This window comes from Sphingomonas sp., from assembly GCF_031361285.1.
Classification (GTDB): domain Bacteria; phylum Pseudomonadota; class Alphaproteobacteria; order Sphingomonadales; family Sphingomonadaceae; genus Sphingomicrobium.
In genome coordinates, this window is record NZ_JANMCO010000045.1 from 23,869 (window position 1) to 41,165 (window position 17,297).

Below are 17,297 nucleotides of genomic sequence, written 5' to 3' on the forward strand. Positions count from 1 at the left end.
CAATGACGCGAGCTTACTGAGCCGGCGAAAGGTTCACCGCGGCATATTTGCCGCGACGGTCCACTTCGATTTCGAACTCAAGCCGGTCGCCTTCGTTAAGCGTCGGCATGCCGGCGCGTTCAACTGCCGAGATATGCACGAACGCATCGGGCTGCCCATCGTCGCGCTGAATGAAGCCAAAGCCTTTCATCGCATTGAAGAACTTGACCGTGCCGCTGGCTTTTTCGCCGGTTAGCTGACGCTGCGGACCACCGCGATCGCCGCCAGCACCGCCACCACGATCACCATAGCCGCCACCACCAGCGCCGGCACCACCGCCGCCGCCGCGCACGACTTCCATCGGCTCGCCGACGATCCGAAGGTTGGTCGCCGAGATGCGGCCACCACGGTCGACGAGCGTGAATTCAAGCGGCTGGCCGTCGGCCAGATCGGTCAGGCCAGCCTGCTCGACCGCGGAGATGTGCACGAACACATCTTCGCCACCGTCATCGCGAACGACGAAGCCGAAACCTTTTTGCGGATTAAAGAATTTGACGACGCCTTTGCCTTCGCCAACGACCTGGGGAGGCATGCCGCCACCCGCGCCACCACCGGCACCGCCGCCACGAAAACCACCGCCGCCACCGCCACCAGCGCCGCCGCCGCGGAATCCACCGCCGCCGCCGCCGTAGCCGCCACCGCGATCACCGCCACCGCCGCCGTAGCTGCGCGGAGGTCCGCCGCTGAAGCCGCCGCGATCGGCAAACCCGCCTCGGTCACTACCTGAACTCTCTTCCGCGAAAGCCCCTTCACGCTTATCTCGTCCGCGACCGCCCCGGTCGCCCTTACGCCCTTTATCGAAACCCATGCCCGTCCAAACTTCCTTGTGCCCAAAACCATTCAAACCAACGCGCTGGACCCATAGGCGCAACCGGTCGCGGCGCGTCCTGCTCACGCACCGTCGGTGGCCCTTACAGGAAAAATGGCGGCTTCTCTAGTGACTCAATCGGAGTAGGACTGGCCACTCCCGCGCAACAGCGACTAGAGTGCCGGCCTGAGGCGCGTAACGCGAGGTCAAAGGGACGGTTAAGGACGATCGAATGAGCATTCATTTTCACGAGGAGGACCTGCCGGCCGGACTGGCATTTGCCGACGGACCGATCGCCGTCGATACCGAGGCAATGGGCTTGCTGCCGGGCCGTGACCGGCTGTGCCTGGTCCAGCTTGCCGACGGCAAGGGCGACGAGCATCTGGTGCGCTTTGCCATCGGCAGCGACTATGCGGCGCCGAATCTCAAGGCGCTGCTTGGCGACCCTAAGCGGTTGAAGTTGTATCATTTTGCACGCTACGATGTGGCCATGATGCGCGCCTATCTGGGGATCATGGCGGCGCCGCTTTACTGCACCCGGACCGCGTCGCGGCTGGTCCGCACCTATACCGACCGTCACGGCCTTAAGGATCTGGTCAAGGAATTGCTCGGCACCGAGATTTCCAAGCAACAGCAGACCAGCGACTGGGGGGCAGCCGTCCTAAACGATGCGCAGCGCGAATATGCGGCCAGCGACGTGCGTTTCCTGCACGCCTTGAAAGACAAGCTCGACGAGCGGCTGCAGCGCGAGAATCGGGTCGAGCTCGCCCAGGCCTGTTTTGATTTCCTGCCCCACCGGGCGCTGCTCGACCTCGCCGGCTGGTCCGAGCGGGACATTTTCGCCCATGACGGTTGAGTGCTAAATTGTCCGAGGCCGCAACCCGCGAGCGCGCGTTCCGCCAGCTGTGGGCAGTACCCGGCAGTCGCCACGACCGGCTGGTACGTTTCGCCAAGGCGGCGCTACCGAGCGCGGTCGGCGTGCTGATCGCGGTGCTGGCGTTCGCGCCGCTGCACAAGGAAGGCGATGCGAGCTTCATCCTCGACAAGACAAAGGTCGGCAATGCGCCCGAGCGGATGAAGGTCGAAGCCGCGCGCTATGTTGGCGAGGACAATAAGGGGCAGAAATTCCTGATCGAAGCCAACACCGCGGTCCAGCGCAGCTCGCAGGTTCCCATCGTTGACATCAGCGGGATGATGGCTCGACTCGCGCTCGAGCAAGGCCCGTTGATGATCATGGCCAACCTTGCCCGCTACGATCTCGACTCGCAGAAGATCGCAATTCGCGGACCAGTCCGAGTGACAGGGCCCGACGGCTATCGGCTCGAGACTCGCGACGTGCTGGTCGATTTGAAGCAACACCATTTGTCGAGCCCTGGACCAGTAGCAGGCGCCATGCGGCTCGGACAGTTCCGTGCCGGCAATCTGAGCGCCGATCTCGACGAGCGTACGGTCGTACTCGGTGGAGGTGCTCGCTTGAAAATCGTCCAAGGTGCAGTCAATTGAAGGACATGCGCCGATCAACACTCCTGATTGCCATGGCGGCCGCCTTCCTTGGCTTCGCCGGCCTGGCCCGAGCCGCCGATCCGGTTTCGGCCTTAAAGGGTCATGACAGCAGCGCGCCGATCGACGTCACCGCCGACCGCATCGAGGTCCAGGACCGGTCCGATCGAGCGATCTTCGCCGGTAATGTCCACGTCAAGCAAGCGACGCTGGCGCTCGACACCGAGCGTCTGACCGTATCCTATTCCGGGGGCAGTGGAATTCAGATCCGCAGGCTCGATGCGGCCGGCGGCGTGGTCGTCCGCAGCCCGAGCGAAACCGCGCGGGGCAATTTCGGCATCTACGACCTCGACAAGAAACTGATCACTTTGATTGGCGCCGTGCAACTTAACCGCAACGGATCGCAGGTGATGGGTTCGCGACTGGTGATCGACCTCGATACAGGGCGCGCGGTGATCGACGGCGGCGCGCCGGGTGTTGGCCAAAGCGGCGGTCGCGTGACCGGCCACTTCACGGTCCCGAAGAAAACCCCCTGACGATGAACGACGCGGCGATCATCGCCCGAGCGGCGGCCGAAGCGCCGGTGAAGGCTGGTGCGCTCGAGGTGCGGTCGATCGCCAAGGCCTATGACCAAAGAGCGGTGCTTCACGACGTGTCGCTGACCGTTTCGCGCGGCGAGGTCGTCGGGCTGCTCGGCCCGAACGGCGCCGGCAAGACGACCTGCTTTTATTCGATCATGGGCCTGGTCAAACCCGACAGCGGCCGCATTTTTCTCGACGAGCAGGAGATTACCGAGCTGCCGATGTACCGCCGGGCGATCCTCGGCATCGGCTATCTGCCGCAGGAAACGTCGATCTTCCGCGGCCTGACGGTCGAGGAGAATATCCTCGCGGTGCTTGAGGTGTCCGAGCCCGACCGCGACGCGCGCAGGGCGCGGCTCGAACGGCTGCTGGATGAATTCGGCCTTGCCAAATTGCGCGATTCTGCCGCGCTGTCGTTGTCGGGCGGCGAACGGCGGCGCTGCGAGATTGCCCGGTCGCTGGCCGCGGACCCGTCCATCATGCTGCTCGACGAGCCGTTCGCCGGCATCGACCCGATTTCGATCGCCGACATCCGTGAACTGGTGCGCGAATTGAAACAGCGCGACATCGGCGTGCTAATCACCGATCACAACGTCCGCGAGACGCTCGACATCGTCGATCGCGCCTGCATCATCTACGATGGCCAGGTGCTGTTCCAGGGCACGCCGCAGGCGTTGGTCGCCGACCAAGAGGTCCGCCGGCTCTACCTCGGCGAAAGCTTCGCGCTTTAGGCGGGCCAGCCATGGGGCTCGGCCCACGCATCGACATTCGCCAAACCCAGTCGCTGGTGCTGACGCCCCAGCTGACCCAGGCGATCAAGCTTTTGCAGCTCAGCAACCTCGAACTCGAAGCCTTCATCGCCGAAGAGATATCCAAGAACCCGCTGATCGAAGAAATCGGCGGCGAGGAAGAGGGTGAGGCCCCGGTTGTGACCGATGCGGACAGCGGCGGCGGCGATGAACCGCCGCCCGATCCCGGCGCCGACGAGCTGATCGCTGCGCTCAACGCCAGCGACGACCAGCCGCTCGACATCGACTGGCGCGACCAGGCGCTGGAAATCGACAGCTATGCCGACGTCGCCGGTTCGGCCAGCGCCGGAGCGAGCGACGAGGGCTTCGACTTCGACCGACTGGAAGCGGGCGAAGCGTCGCTGGCCGAGCATCTGCTAGCCCAGCTGCACGGGCTCGGCGGACCGGACGGGGAGCTGGCGCGGGCGATCGCCGAGATGCTCGACGAGACCGGATATCTGTCAACGCCGCTGGTGGACATTGCCGACGACCTCAAAATTTCGCGCGCCGAAGCGGAACGGGCGCTGGCGATCGTCCAGACTCTCGACCCGCCAGGAATTGGCGCCCGTGACCTCGCCGAATGCCTGGCGCTGCAAGCCAAGGCCGCCGATCGCTACGACCCGGCGATGGCGCGGCTGATCGACAATCTCGAACTACTGTCGCGCGGCCAGATGGCGGCGTTGAAGCGGATTTGCGGGGTGGACGACGAGGACCTCGCGGACATGGTTCGCGAGCTGCGTGCCTACGACCCCAAGCCCGGGTGCCGCTTTTCGGGCGAAGCGGCGGACGATGTCTCACCCGACGTCTTCATCCGCCGGACGGGCCAGGGCTATGCCGTCGAATTGAACGCCGCGACGCTGCCGCGCCTGCTGGTCAACCGCCGCTATTATCAGGAGCTCAAGACCGGGCCGCAGGACAAGGCGTCAAAGGCGTGGCTGAGCGAATGCCTGACCAGCGCCAACTGGCTGGTCAAGGCGCTCGACCAAAGGGCGCGGACGATCGTCAAGGTCGTGTCGGAGATCGTCAAACGCCAGCAAGGCTTTCTGGAACGCGGGGTCAGCGGCTTGAAGCCCCTCACTCTGCGCGAAGTCGGCGACGCGATCGAAATGCACGAATCGACCGTCAGCCGGGTCACGTCCAACAAATATGTGCTGTGTGATCGCGGCCTGTTCGAGCTCAAATATTTCTTTAGCTCGGGGGTTGGATCGAGCGACGAAGGCGGCGAGGGCGCCGCCGCCGGCGCGGTCAAGGCGGCAATTGGCGAATTGATCGCCAAGGAGCGCGACATCCTCAGCGACGACACGTTGGTTGAGCTATTGCAGGAGCGCGGCTTCGATCTCGCCCGGCGCACGGTCGCCAAATACCGCGAGGCGATGGGCATCGGCTCGTCGATCCAGCGACGACGCGAACGGAAAATTTTGGGGGGTTAGTGTCCCGGCGAAGGCCGGGATCCAGCTATCAAAAATGCCTGGGCCCCGGCCTTCGCCGGGGAACAGACTACACGAAGATTCGCGCCCACACCGGCAAATGGTCGGACGCGCGCTTTGAGGCTGCACTCACGTGCACGCCGGCGGCCTCGATTGTCAGATCATTGTGGACGATGATCCGGTCGAGGCTGGCGACGGGCTTGCGCGAATGAAAGCTCGGGCCGGTCAGCGCGACCTGATAGTTCGGGCCGAGGTCCTTCAAACAGCCGGCCGCGTCGCGCCAATCATTGGTGTCACCCATCAGCACCGTCGGCATCTTTTGCACGCGCGCGGCGATCGCGTGAAGGATCGCGCGCATCTGCCGCCGCCGCCACAGCCCGCTCAAATCGAGATGCATGCCGATCACCCGCACCGCCCGGTCGCCGATCAGCAACTCGGCCATGACCGCGCCGCGCGGCTCGAGCGTCGGCAAGTCGATGGCGCAGACATCAATCACGCCGATGTGCCGCTTCACCAGCAAGGCATTGCCGTGCCAGCCGATGTTGCGGGTTTTCAACTTGATCAGCTTCTCGGCCCGGTCGCCGCCCGGAATCCGCTCGAGCGTGCGGCGATGGCGAAGGCCGAACTGGACCGGCTTGTACAGGCCATGCTCGTCGATCAGCTCGTGCGGCACCGCCGATGCCCGCCCGCCGAAGCGCTTGTCCGCCTCCTGCAGCGCGACGACGTCGGCGTCGATTTCGTGCAGCACGTCGAGCACCCGCTGCGGATTGCGCCGCCGGTCGGTGCCGATCGCCTTGCGCATATTATAGCTGGCGACGGTGATGGTGGGCGGTGAAGTCACTGTGCCGCCAACATCCGCCACAGGCGCCGGTTCCTCAAACGTCCAAATTGGCGACGTTGAGGGCGTTCTCCTGGATGAACTCGCGGCGCGGCTCGACGACGTCGCCCATCAGGCGAGTGAAAATCTCGTCAGCGACATCGGCCTGCGTAACTTCGACCCGCAGCAGCGAGCGGTTGGCGGGGTCGAGCGTGGTTTCCCACAATTGCTCGGGGTTCATTTCGCCCAGGCCCTTGTAGCGCGAGATCGACAGGCCGCGGCGGCCGGCAGCGAGGACCGCGTCGAGCAATTCGGACGGGCGCGAGATGGGAATCGTCTTGCGGGTGCTTTCGACCTCGATCGCGTCGGCGGCCTCGGCTGCGTCAGCGGCGTCCTCACCTTCCAGCGGTTCGGGAGTCGGCGCGGTTTCGGTGACTGGGGCGGCGCCTTTCTTGTGCACGCGCAGGATCGACGGGCCGGCGTAAGCGGGCAATTGCTCGGATGCGAGGGCGTGAAGCTTGCGGCCCTCGGCCGAGACCAGGAAGCCTTTTTCGATGACGTGGGCGTCGGTGACGCCGCGCCACAGCCGCTTCAGCAAATAGCCGCCTTCTTGCCCGACCTCGCCGGTCCAGCCGGCTTCGGGGTCGGCGGCGTCGAGCCAGGCGGCGACCTTGGCAATCGCCTTGGCGCGGCCGTCATCGTCCAGCGTCGGCTTCAAGGCGCCGTTGATCGCCAGCGCTTCGACCAGCGCCGGATCATATTTGCGCTGCACATAGCCCATCAGCGTCCGCACGCGCCGCGCGTGATCGACCAGGCTGCGCAAATCGGCGCCGCTGCGGTGGCTGTCCGGGCCTTCGAGGACCAACCCGTCGAGGCCGACGTCGACCAGATATTCGTCGAGCGCGCTGTCGTCCTTGAGATAGACTTCGGAGCGGCCGCGGCTGACTTTGTAGAGTGGCGGCTGGGCAATGTAGAGGTGGCCGGCCTCAATCAGGTCGGGCATCTGGCGATAAAAGAAGGTCAGCAGCAAAGTGCGGATGTGGGCGCCGTCGACGTCGGCGTCGGTCATGATGACGATCTTGTGATAGCGCAATTTCTCGAGGCTGAATTCCTCGCGGCCGATGCCGGTGCCGAGCGCCTGGATGATGGTGCCGATCTCGCGCGACGACAGCATGCGGTCGAACCGCGCCCGCTCGACGTTGAGGATCTTGCCGCGCAACGGCAGGATCGCCTGATATTTGCTGTCCCGTGCCTGCTTGGCCGAGCCGCCGGCGCTGTCGCCCTCGACCAGGAACAGTTCCGATTTGGCGGGGTCCTTTTCGGTGCAATCGTGGAGCTTGCCGGGCAGCGACGAGATGCCCATCACCGACTTGCGGCTCGCTTCGCGCGCCTTGCGGGCGGCTTCGCGGGCGGCGGCGGCGTCGATGACTTTCTGGATGATCATCCGGGCGTGCGCCGGATTTTCCTCGAGCCATTCGGCGAGCTTGTCGGCGATCAGGCTTTCCAGGGGCTGGCGCACTTCGGATGAGACCAATTTGTCCTTGGTCTGCGAGCTGAACTTGGGATCGGGCAGTTTGACCGAGACGATCGCGGTCAGGCCTTCGCGCATGTCTTCGCCGGTCAAGTTGACCTTCTCACGCTTCAAAGCGCCGGATTTCTCGGCGTAATTATTGAGCGTCCGGGTCATCGCCGCGCGGAATGCGGCGAGGTGAGTGCCACCGTCGCGCTGTGGGATGTTGTTGGTGAACGGCAGGACGTTCTCATAATATGAGTCGTTCCACTCCATCGCGACGTCGATGCCGATCTCGTCGCGCTGGCCGTGGATGGCGATGGGGTCGGGGACCAAAGGGGTTTTGGCGCGGTCGAGATATTTAACGAACGCGGCGGTGCCGCCTTCGTAGTAAAGCTCGATTTCGCGGGGTTCGGCGTGGCGCGCGTCGACCAGCACCAGCCGCACGCCCGAATTCAGAAACGCAAGCTCGCGGAAGCGGTGCTCGAGGCGTTCGAAGTCGAAATCCATCGTCTTGAAAGTGTCGCCGCTGGGCAGGAAGGTGACCCGGGTGCCGCGCTTGTCGGACTTGCCGACGATCTTCAGCGGAGCTGCCGGAACGCCGTGGCGGAACAGCATATTATGCTCGTCGCCGTCGCGCCACACCGTCAGGTCGAGCCATTCGGACAAAGCGTTGACGACCGATACGCCGACGCCATGCAGCCCGCCCGAGACTTTGTAGGCGTTGTCATCGGACGCGTTCTCGAACTTTCCGCCGGCATGCAGCTGGGTCATGATGACCTCGGCCGCCGACACCCCTTCCTCGGCGTGGATGCCGGTGGGAATGCCGCGGCCATTATCCTCGACGCTGACGGAGCCGTCGGCGTTGAGTGTGATCAGGACCCGGTCGCAATGGCCGGCCAGTGCCTCGTCGATGGCATTGTCCGAGACTTCGAACACCATGTGGTGAAGCCCGGAGCCATCGTCGGTGTCGCCAATGTACATGCCGGGGCGCTTGCGCACCGCGTCGAGGCCGCGAAGGACCTGGATGCTGTCGGCGTCATAGCTGTTCAGATTGGGAGTCTGGTCGGGGATTTGATCGGGGTCGCTGGCCATATCAAAGGATATAGTGAGTTCGACCGCAAAGTCACGCGCGCGCACGTGCGTATACGGGCGCGCGCGTGAGTCGTTGGAGAGCTATACGTGAGCTTGAATTAGCCCTGGGCACGGCCTTGGCGGCCACCGGGGCGTCCGCGATAGCCACCGCCGGGACGACCGGTTGGCCGCGCGCCGTCGCCGCGATGGGCGGGGTTGCGGTTGGGGCGATGGTCGCCTTGCGGACGCGCGCCCTGGGGACGCTGGCCTTGGGGCTGTTGGCCCTGAGGGCGCTGGGACTGCGGACGCTGACCTTGGGGACGCTGGCCCTGGGGACGCGAGGGTGCGCCGCGATAGCTGCGCTGTTCGCGAACTTCCGGCGCTGGCCGCAATGCCCGGGTCGAGCGCACCGCTTCGGCGAAATTGCCGGGCAGCGCTTCGATATTGAGCTTCTGCCGAGTCAGCCGCTCGATATCGCGCAGCAACGGCCGCTCATCATCGGCACAGAAGGCAATCGCAATGCCCGAGGCGCCGGCGCGCGCAGTGCGGCCGATGCGGTGGACATATTGATCGGGGACGTGCGGCAAATCATAGTTGAAGACGTGGCTGACGCCGGGGATGTCGATGCCGCGGGCGGCGATATCGGTCGCCACCAGCACCTTGATCTCGCCCGAGCGGAACAGCGCAATCGCCCGCTCGCGCTGCGGCTGACTCTTATTGCCGTGGATCGCATTGACGTTGATCCCGGCCGCGCTGAGCATGCGGACGATCTTGTCGGCGCCGTGCTTGGTGCGGCTGAACACCAGCGCCCGCTCGACCGGAGCGGTCTGCAAGAGGTGGATCAGCAGCGCCTGCTTTTCGGCCTGGTTGACGAAGGTCACGCGCTGCTCAACGCGCTCGACCGTAGTCGCGACCGGCGCCACCGAGACTTCGGCGGGATTGGTCAGATAACGGTCGGCGAGTTCCTTGATCGCGCGCGGCATGGTGGCCGAGAAGAACAGGGTCTGGCGCTTGGGTGGGACCAAGGCGACAATCCGCTTCAACGCGTGAATGAAGCCGAGGTCGAGCATCTGGTCAGCCTCGTCGAGGACGAGAATTTCGAGTTCGCGCAGGTTAAGGGCGCGCTGGTCGACGAGGTCGAGCAGCCGGCCCGGGGTGGCGACCAGGACGTCGAGCCCGCGCGAGACTTCGCGCACGCTCTTGCCGTTGGGTGTGCCGCCGAAGATGACGCCGACCGACAACTTCATGAAGCGGCCGTAGGTGCGCGCCGAAGCGGCAATCTGGGCGGCGAGTTCACGCGTCGGGGCCAGCACCAGCATGCGGATCTGGCCGGGTTTCAGATATTCCCGGTTGGCGGCGAGCCGGTCCAATGACGGCAGCACGAAGGCCGCCGTCTTGCCGGTCCCGGTTTGGGCGATGCCCAACAGGTCGCGGCCGCTAAGGACGGTCGGGATGGCCTGGCGCTGGATTGGCGTAGGCACGTTATATTTGGCGTGCGCGAGCGCATCGAGAACGGGCTGCGAGAGCCCGAGAGTTTGAAAAGTCACTGTAGTTAAACCTTGAACGAATGCCGGCAGCGACCGCGATCATCGCGGGCGCCAGCGGCGGGGGATAAGCACCCCGCGTGATATGGGAGAGCAAGTTGATCGAGACGCGGGCCGGTCGTTGCCTTTGCTGGCTAGACCGATCACGCCGCTTGATGGCGTCTCGTGCTGCAGTGCAACATAGAGGCAAATCCTTAAATGTCCACCCCCGCCTCCGAAATGGACTCAGGCGGGGACGATCTGTCCGCCTTCGACATGGAAGCGCGAGGCCTCGCCAATGCCGTCGAACAGCGAAGCTTCGGTCGCCGTCATCCACACTTGCCCGCGCCCTTCGAGCCGGTCGAACAAGGCCGCGCGCCGGCCAGGATCGAGGTGCGCGGTGACTTCATCGAGCAGCAGGATCGGCGCTGCGCCGCGGCGGTCCGCGACCAATTCTGCGTGAGCAAGAACAAGGCCCAGAAGGAGTGCTTTCTGCTCGCCAGTTGAGGATTGGGAGGCCGGCATTTCCTTGGCGCGATGAGTGACACAGAGGTCCTGACGGTGGGGGCCGACGGTGGCGCGCCCGGCCGCCGCGTCCCGCCCTCGGCTGGCCTTCAATCCTGCGGCGAGGTCGGTGTCTGCCCAGCCGTCGAGCGCCAACTTGGCGGTCGCGAAGTCTGTCTCCGATGTATTGGCCAGCTGCGAATCCAGCGCGGCCGCCGTGCGCGTTCGCGCCTGCGCCACGGCTGCGCCATGCTCGGCCATGCCTGCTTCCAATGCCGCCAGCCAAGCGGGGTCGGCACTATCCGGCTCGGCGAGCAATTTATTGCGGGCGCGCATGGCTGCTTCGTACCGGGCAGAATGGTGAGCGTGTCCTGGCTCGAGCGCCAATACCAGCCGATCGAGAAAGCGCCGCCGAGCACCCGCGCTGTCGGCGAACAGCCGGTCCATCGCCGGGGTCAGCCACAACACCGACAACCACTCGCTGAGCGAGTTAACCGCGGTGGGCGCGCCGTTGATCCGCACCTGCCGCCGCTCGGGCGCGGTCGCCAGCGTGCCGGTGCCGATGTCGGTTTCGCCCAAGCGCGCCGCGACCCCGAACCCGCCGGGCCCGTCCTTGCGCGCCATGTCCGCCAGCGCCGCGCCGCGTAATCCGCGCCCCGGCGTCAGCAGCGACACCGCCTCAAGCATGTTGGTCTTGCCCGCGCCATTGTCGCCCGACAGCAGGACAAAGCCCGGCCCCGGCTCGATCAGCGCCGTCGCATAGGAGCGGAATTCGGTTAGGGCGAGGCGGGTGACGGGCACGTCCACGGGCTTAGCCGCTATTGTTCGCGCCGGTCGAGGACCTCGAAATGGGCGACGCGTTCATCGAACCGCGCTAGCACCGCGCGTGCTGCCTCGGGAACATGCGCGACCTCGTAATCCTCGCCGACGAACGCCTTGATCGCGCCGAGGTTGTCGAACCACATGCAAGTCAGGAACTCGATTGCGTCGCCATCCTCGCGGCGCATCAGGTCGATGTGGCGGAAACCGGGGATATGGCGCGCTTCGATGCCCGGAATTACCTCGCCGCGAACGATCCGCTCATAAGCCTCGGCCTTACCCGGCGAGGTCCAGCCCCGCCAAACGCGACAAATCGTCACACCCGCATCGGCATCAGGACGTAGAGCGCGTTGGATTTGTCGTTTTCGCGCAATAGCGTTGGCGCCGCGGCGTCGGCCAAGTGGACCTCGACACTATCGCCCTCAATCTCGTGGAGGATGTCCATCAAATAGCGGGCGTTGAAGCCGATCTCGATCCCGTCCGAGCCATAATCAGCCGGCAGCTCCTCGGTGGCGAGGCCGTTTTCGGGGCTGGTCACCGACAGCGTCACCTTGTCGCGGTCGACGCTCATCTTGACCGCGCGGGTCTTCTCCGAGGCGATGGTCGAGACGCGGTCGACACCGGCCAGGAAGCTCTTCGGGTCGAGCTTCAAAAGCTTATCGTTGGCGGTCGGGATGACCCGGTTATAGTCGGGGAAGGTGCCGTCGATCAGCTTGCTGGTCAGGACCGCGCTGCCAAGCCCGAAGCGGACTTTGGTCGGCGACAGCGAGACTTCGACCGTGCCCTCGACCTCGTCGAGGAGTTTTCTGAGCTCAGTGACGCATTTCTTGGGGATGATCACATCGGGCATGCCGTCGGCGCCGTCGGGCTTAGGTACCGTCACCCGCGCCAGCCGGTGGCCATCGGTGGCCGCGGCCTTCAACTGATCGTCGGCGACGTGGAGGAAGATGCCCATCAGATAATAGCGCGTTTCCTCGGTCGAGATGGCGAACTTGGTCTTGTCGATGACCTGGCGAAGCGTTGCCGCCGGAAGCTCGAACCGAGTCGGCAGCTCGCCTTCGGAAATTACCGGGAAATCGTCGCGCGGCAGAGTCGACAGGTTGAACCGCGAGCGGCCCGAATTGACCTGCATCTTGCCTTCGGCCGCGGCTAATTCGACCTGGCTGCCTTCGGGCAATTTGCGAATGATATCGAACAAGGTGTGGGCCGAAACGGTGGTCGCGCCGGCCTGTTCGACGGTGGCGGCGACGCTTTCGTCGACCTGGAGATCAAGGTCGGTCGCCATGACCCGCAATGAGCCATCGTCGCGCGCTTCCAGGAGGACATTCGAGAGGATCGGAATGGTATTGCGGCGCTCGACCACCGACTGGACGTGGCTGAGGCTCTTCAAGAGTGTCGCCCGTTCAATCGTCGCCTTCATTTTACCGTCCCTGCCCCGTTCAACGCCACGCCGGGTCGTTATAGCGAGCGTTGAGCGGGGTTCCAGTAGGAAAGGACGGTTAGCGGCGTCTCGACTACGCTTTCGCCGGCATCAGCACCGCATCGATAGTGTGCACGACCCCGTTCGACCGCTTCTCGTCGGGCCCGGTGACGGTCGCCTTGGTGCCAGCGCCATCGGTCAAGACGATCTTGCCGCCTTCGCGCGTCGCGGTCAGCGTGCCGCCGCCCATGGTCGCCAGGATGGCTTTGCCCTTGCCGTTGTCGATGGCTTTGCCAATGTCGTCGGCCAGCACCGTCCCCGGCAGGATATGATAAGTGAGGACGCCGGTCAGCTGGGCCCGAGACTCGGGCTTGGCCCAGCTGTCGGTGATCGCCTTGGGCAGCTTGGCGAACGCCGCATCATCGGGCGCCAGGACGGTATAAGGTCCGGGGCCGGCCAGCGTTGCGTCGAGGCCGGCAGACTTCGCCGCCTGGAAGAAGCGGCTGTTCTGGTCGAGCCCGGCGGCGATGGTCTTGTCGCCGGCCGCTTTGGTCGCCTCGCTCGACTGGGCGGCACCGGGTTCATTGGCTTTCTGTCTATTGTCGCAGGCACTTAATGTGACGGCGGCCGCAGCGACGACGAGCGGAAGCACAATCCTGTTCATGTCGAATCTCCTGATGCTCATTGAGCGCGAATTGGCCCGGCAACGCTCGCCGGGCCATCGCGATCCATTTATTTAGACGAGGGCGTTGATTACCGACGTGACCAGTTGGGTGGTCGGGTCCACACGATAGATATAGCCGTCGTTATAACGGTACCAATTGTCTGCCGTGTCGTAATATTGGCTGCGATAGGACAGCGGCACATTGTAGGCGCTGTAGCCTTCCGGCAGTCGGTTACCGACGCCGATATCGCCCGCCAATAGCGATGCGACCGCAGTGATCAGATTGCTGCTGCGATCGACCTGGTAAATCGCGCCGGGCGCATAGCGGTACGAGTAATCCGACGTGTCGTAATACATGCTGCGATACTGGTATGGCACATTGTAATAACTGTAGCTCGGCGGCAGCATCTGCCCGTAGCCATAGCCGCTGTCATACATCGGGATCACATTGTCGATCATCCCGCTGTAGGGGTCGATCCCGTACACATTGCCATTGGCGTAGCGATAATAATTGTCCGACGAATCCGGGTAGAACGACTGGTAATAGCTCGGGACATAGCTGTTCATATAGCTCGACGGGAACTGCTGACCGGCAGCGTAACCACCACCGAGCAACGGCAGCAGCGCCTCGATCAGATTGCTGCTGCGATTAACGCGGTACATGTTGCCGTCGCCATAGCGATAATAATAGTTCGGCGTGTCACCATACAGATCCTGCAGGCCCAGCGGCACGATGCCGTTGCGATAGGCGACCGGGATCACCCGACCGAGCAGGCTGTTCTTGAGCTGGCCCGGGGGCATGCAGCCATTGTGCTTCTTGGCGAGGCCGGGAGGACAGCCGTCGATCAGGCCACGCGAGGCGAAGCGATCGCCGATCCGACTGTCGAAACGGTTGTCGCCGCGAAGGTCGCGTACGACGTCGCGACGATTGCCACGGTCGTTGCCGGCGAACCCGTTGACGTGGCGGTCGGCCTTGAAGGCTTGCCGTTCGGACTTGAAGGCGTGGCCCTTGCCGCCGTTGCCGCCACCGTGACCGCCACGATCGAAATTCGCGAACCGCTGTCCGCCGCCATGGCGATCGACGTTGGCCGCCTTGAATCCGCCGCCGCCTTCACCGCCGCCATTCTGGGCCCGGGAGCCCCCGCCGCCGTGCTGGCCCCCGCCATCGGACTGTGACTGGGCGGCATGGTCGCCATTACCACCGCCGTGGTCACCGCCGCCGCCACCACCGCCGGGCTTGGCGCCGGCTGACGCGGCAATTGCCAGCGCGGCAACGCCGGCGGCTAGGATAAACCTGGTCATGACAAAACTCCTATGAACCGACCTTAACGGATGGCTCCGCCGATCCGTTCCGTCATTGACCAGTAAAGCCACGCGATCGAGCGATGGATCCAGGGCCTGATTAGGCGTCGTCGACCCAATCCGAACGCAGGTGCCGCGCCGCGATCAGCATCAGCCCGCCCGCCACCAAATAGAAAGCCGTGCAGCCGACGGCCGCGTAGCGCAGCGATTCGACCCCATAAGTCGCCTTCAACGCGTCGGAGATGCGGCCAAAAAGCAGGGGCCCGACGCCGAGTCCGATAAGATTGTTGATCAACAGGAAGCTCGCCGATGCCGTCGCCCGCATCGGCCGCGGCACCAGGTGCTGGACGGCCGTCGTCACCGGGCCGAGCCAGAGGATATTGAGCGCATTCGGCACCAGCAGCAGCGGCCAGGCGACGGCCAGGCTGGAAACGGACAGACCGATCGCGAACATCGGCGCGGTGATCAGCCAGGCAATGGCTGGTAACCAAGCGTACCAGCGCCGGTCGCCGGTCCCCAGCCGATCCGCTAACACCCCACCCAGCAGGACGCCGGCGGTGCCGCCGATCAACAGCAGCGAAGCGAAGAAATGCGCCGTGCCGACCAGGTCGAGGCCGTAGCTGCGCATCAGGACCGACGGCGTCCACAGGGCAAGGCCATAGCCGCACAGCGAACTGCATGAGGCCGCCAAAGCCATCAGCCAGAACGTGGGCTTGCGAGCCAGTAGAGCGAAAACGGCGGAGATGGGGGCGGAGTCCGCGGTCGCGGCGGTTTTGCGCGGTGGATCGCGGACGACCCAGAACAGGATCGGTGCCAGCACTACGCCGGCGACACCCATGACGAGGAACGCCGCGCGCCAGCTTATCCAGTGGGTGAGATAGGCGCCGAGCAACGTGCCCGACGCGAGGCCGATCGGGACCCCGAGCGAGAAGATCGCCAGCGCCCGGGCGCGGCGTTCTGGCGGATAATATTCGGCGATCAGGGCATAAGATGGCGCGACGCCACCCGCTTCGCCGACGCCGACGCCGAGACGATAGAGGAACAGCTGAGAAAATCCGGCCGCGGTGCCGCACAAAGCCGTAAAGCCACTCCACACGGCAAGCGCGCCAGCAATCACCGCGCTGCGGCTGGTGCGGTCGGCAAGATAAGCCAGCGGCACGGCCAGCACGGAATAAAGGATCGCGAACGCCAGTCCGGCGATGGCGCCAAACTGGGTGTCGGTCAGCTGGAGGTCCTGCTTGATCGGTTGGGCAAGGATGCCGAGGATCTGCCGGTCGAGGAAATTGAAGATGTAGGCGAGCAGCAGCAGTGCCAGGACCAATGTTCGGTTGCGATTGGCGGCGGCGGACGCGTTCACGTCAGCTTCCCAAGCAATGCGGCGAGGCGATCGACGTCGGCGTCATCGTGATACAGGCCGAAGCCGATCCGCAGGACATCGCCACGCACATCGGTGATGCAGTTCATTGCTTTCAACTGGTCGTACCAGCCCAAAGCGTTGGAACTCCGAAACGCCAAGAAGCGGGCATGCGGGCGGCCGTCGATCGGATTGAGCAACTCGGCGGCGCCGAGCATGGTCCCGGCAATGGCGTCGAGCAGCAGGCTTTGCAATTGCTCGACACGCGCCGAAATCAGCGCAGTGGTGAGGTTGTTTTCGACCAGCATCCGGCGCACCGCGTTGAAGCGATAGAGCGCCGACGGATCGAAGGTCGCGCCCATGAACCGCATCGCGTCGGTGGCATAGCCGACCATGCCCGGCGGCAGGCTCAGATCCTCGAACTCGGCGAACCAGCCGGTGACCGGCGGCCGCGGGCCGAAGCCAAACGGCGCGTGGAGGAAGGCGCAGCCCTCGCCCGACATCGCATATTTATAACCGCCACCGAGATAGAAAGCGGACTGAGCAGCGGTTTCCTTAAACGGCGTCGGGAGCGCCATGAAGGCGTGATAACCATCGACCACCACCCATGGCCCCTCGGGTCGGGAACGCTGGGACAGCCGGGCAACGCCATCGAAGCGGCGGCCGCTGCCAAATAGGATCTGGCTGACGAGGATGAGGTCGTGGCCTCCCCCTTGCGCAGCGGCAAGGAAGCGCGCGGTGAAGGTGTCGAAGGGCTCGGCGGCGACGGTCTCGAGCTCGAGCCAGCCTTGCTCCGCCCAGCGCGCAAACTGGCGCCGGGCGCTGTGAAATTCGCCGTCGCTCATCAGCACTTTCACGCGCCTGGCATCGGCGCGCGGAACGGAAGCGACGAGACGGATCAGGAAATCATGGGTGTTGGACGCGAACACCACCGCGTCGGACATGCCGGTGCCAAGCTCGGCGGCGACGTGGCGCTGCGCTTCCGGCCAGACCTCGTCCATTACCGTGTCCCATTTGCGGTCGGCGAGGCGGGCTGCGTCATTCCAGCATTCGACCTGCCCATCGAAGCTGGCGTCGGGCCATAAGTGGTGGCTGTGCGCGGCGAAGTGCAGGCGGGTGGGATCGGCGCCGAGGCTGCGCGAAAACAGCTCTTTGAAACTCAAAGGC

The 17,297-nt window shown here is 64.6% G+C and carries 16 protein-coding genes; 5 read left to right on the forward strand and 11 right to left on the reverse strand.

The annotated features are described in order from the left end of the window. Positions 1-13: 13 nt before the first annotated feature. Positions 14-847 carry a cold-shock protein gene (locus RMO25_RS04560; protein WP_309661417.1) on the reverse strand — a complete coding sequence of 278 codons (834 nt, stop codon included), beginning with the start codon at positions 845-847 and terminating at the stop codon, positions 14-16. Positions 848-1,079: 232 nt separating this feature from the next. On the opposite strand from RMO25_RS04560, the gene RMO25_RS04565 reads away from it, so the two are divergent. Genes RMO25_RS04565 through rpoN form a run of 5 tightly spaced genes read left to right on the forward strand, consistent with a single transcriptional unit; the run spans position 1,080 to position 5,146 of the window. After that, positions 1,080-1,703, forward strand: coding sequence for a ribonuclease D (locus RMO25_RS04565; RefSeq protein WP_309661418.1), 624 nt, complete (start codon positions 1,080-1,082; stop codon positions 1,701-1,703). Between the two features lie 8 nt (positions 1,704-1,711). Next, the gene (locus RMO25_RS04570) at positions 1,712-2,350 is read left to right on the forward strand and encodes an LPS export ABC transporter periplasmic protein LptC (protein ID WP_309661419.1); all 639 of its coding nucleotides are present in this window, start codon (positions 1,712-1,714) and stop codon (positions 2,348-2,350) included. A 5-nt stretch (positions 2,351-2,355) separates the two neighbouring features. Next, positions 2,356-2,883 carry an LptA/OstA family protein gene (locus tag RMO25_RS04575; RefSeq protein ID WP_309661420.1) on the forward strand — a complete coding sequence of 176 codons (528 nt, stop codon included), beginning with the start codon at positions 2,356-2,358 and terminating at the stop codon, positions 2,881-2,883. Positions 2,884-2,885: 2 nt separating this feature from the next. After that, on the forward strand, positions 2,886-3,659 hold the full coding sequence (gene lptB, locus RMO25_RS04580) for an LPS export ABC transporter ATP-binding protein (protein ID WP_309661421.1): 774 nt from the start codon (positions 2,886-2,888) through the stop codon (positions 3,657-3,659). 11 nt (positions 3,660-3,670) lie between these two features. Continuing rightward, positions 3,671-5,146 (forward strand): RNA polymerase factor sigma-54, encoded by a 1,476-nt coding sequence (gene rpoN / locus RMO25_RS04585; RefSeq protein ID WP_309661422.1) that lies wholly within the window; start codon positions 3,671-3,673, stop codon positions 5,144-5,146. A gap of 67 nt (positions 5,147-5,213) precedes the next feature. Here the strand turns inward: rpoN and RMO25_RS04590 are convergent, their stop codons facing one another. From RMO25_RS04590 to RMO25_RS04635, 10 genes are all read right to left on the reverse strand, one after another. Beyond that, entirely contained in the window at positions 5,214-5,984 is a 771-nt protein-coding gene (locus RMO25_RS04590; protein ID WP_309661423.1) for an endonuclease/exonuclease/phosphatase family protein, read from the reverse strand. A gap of 34 nt (positions 5,985-6,018) precedes the next feature. Next, positions 6,019-8,565 (reverse strand): DNA topoisomerase (ATP-hydrolyzing) subunit B, encoded by a 2,547-nt coding sequence (gyrB, locus tag RMO25_RS04595; protein WP_309661424.1) that lies wholly within the window; start codon positions 8,563-8,565, stop codon positions 6,019-6,021. A gap of 98 nt (positions 8,566-8,663) precedes the next feature. Beyond that, complete coding sequence (locus RMO25_RS04600) at positions 8,664-10,091, reverse strand: DEAD/DEAH box helicase (protein ID WP_309661425.1); 1,428 nt, start codon at positions 10,089-10,091, stop codon at positions 8,664-8,666. Between the two features lie 222 nt (positions 10,092-10,313). Next, a complete protein-coding gene (gene recF / locus RMO25_RS04605; RefSeq protein WP_309661426.1) occupies positions 10,314-11,372 on the reverse strand; it encodes a DNA replication/repair protein RecF in 1,059 nt (352 codons plus the stop codon). 17 nt (positions 11,373-11,389) lie between these two features. Then, positions 11,390-11,710, reverse strand: coding sequence for a hypothetical protein (locus tag RMO25_RS04610; RefSeq protein ID WP_309661427.1), 321 nt, complete (start codon positions 11,708-11,710; stop codon positions 11,390-11,392). Further along, complete coding sequence (dnaN, locus tag RMO25_RS04615) at positions 11,707-12,810, reverse strand: DNA polymerase III subunit beta (RefSeq protein ID WP_309661428.1); 1,104 nt, start codon at positions 12,808-12,810, stop codon at positions 11,707-11,709. Before dnaN ends, RMO25_RS04610 begins: the two co-directional genes overlap by 4 nt. A gap of 94 nt (positions 12,811-12,904) precedes the next feature. Next, positions 12,905-13,474, reverse strand: coding sequence for a fasciclin domain-containing protein (locus RMO25_RS04620; protein WP_309661429.1), 570 nt, complete (start codon positions 13,472-13,474; stop codon positions 12,905-12,907). Between the two features lie 72 nt (positions 13,475-13,546). Beyond that, positions 13,547-14,776 carry a hypothetical protein gene (locus RMO25_RS04625; protein ID WP_309661430.1) on the reverse strand — a complete coding sequence of 410 codons (1,230 nt, stop codon included), beginning with the start codon at positions 14,774-14,776 and terminating at the stop codon, positions 13,547-13,549. A gap of 100 nt (positions 14,777-14,876) precedes the next feature. Continuing rightward, positions 14,877-16,133, reverse strand: a complete 1,257-nt coding sequence (locus RMO25_RS04630; protein ID WP_309661431.1) for an MFS transporter — start codon at positions 16,131-16,133, stop codon at positions 14,877-14,879. Then, the gene (locus tag RMO25_RS04635; RefSeq protein WP_309661432.1) at positions 16,130-17,293 is read right to left on the reverse strand and encodes a class V aminotransferase; all 1,164 of its coding nucleotides are present in this window, start codon (positions 17,291-17,293) and stop codon (positions 16,130-16,132) included. Before RMO25_RS04635 ends, RMO25_RS04630 begins: the two co-directional genes overlap by 4 nt. Positions 17,294-17,297: the final 4 nt, after the last annotated feature.

What these genes read in the sequence shown, in the direction of transcription:
- RMO25_RS04560 (WP_309661417.1), bottom strand. Translation starts at nt 847, where the DNA reads ATGGGTTTCGATAAAGGGCGTAAGGGCGACCGGGGCGGTCGCGGACGA.
- RMO25_RS04565 (WP_309661418.1), top strand. Translation starts at nt 1,080, where the DNA reads ATGAGCATTCATTTTCACGAGGAGGACCTGCCGGCCGGACTGGCATTT.
- RMO25_RS04575 (WP_309661420.1), top strand. Translation starts at nt 2,356, where the DNA reads ATGCGCCGATCAACACTCCTGATTGCCATGGCGGCCGCCTTCCTTGGC.
- lptB (WP_309661421.1), top strand. Translation starts at nt 2,886, where the DNA reads ATGAACGACGCGGCGATCATCGCCCGAGCGGCGGCCGAAGCGCCGGTG.
- rpoN (WP_309661422.1), top strand. Translation starts at nt 3,671, where the DNA reads ATGGGGCTCGGCCCACGCATCGACATTCGCCAAACCCAGTCGCTGGTG.
- gyrB (WP_309661424.1), bottom strand. Translation starts at nt 8,565, where the DNA reads ATGGCCAGCGACCCCGATCAAATCCCCGACCAGACTCCCAATCTGAAC.
- dnaN (WP_309661428.1), bottom strand. Translation starts at nt 12,810, where the DNA reads ATGAAGGCGACGATTGAACGGGCGACACTCTTGAAGAGCCTCAGCCAC.
- RMO25_RS04620 (WP_309661429.1), bottom strand. Translation starts at nt 13,474, where the DNA reads ATGAACAGGATTGTGCTTCCGCTCGTCGTCGCTGCGGCCGCCGTCACA.
- RMO25_RS04625 (WP_309661430.1), bottom strand. Translation starts at nt 14,776, where the DNA reads ATGACCAGGTTTATCCTAGCCGCCGGCGTTGCCGCGCTGGCAATTGCC.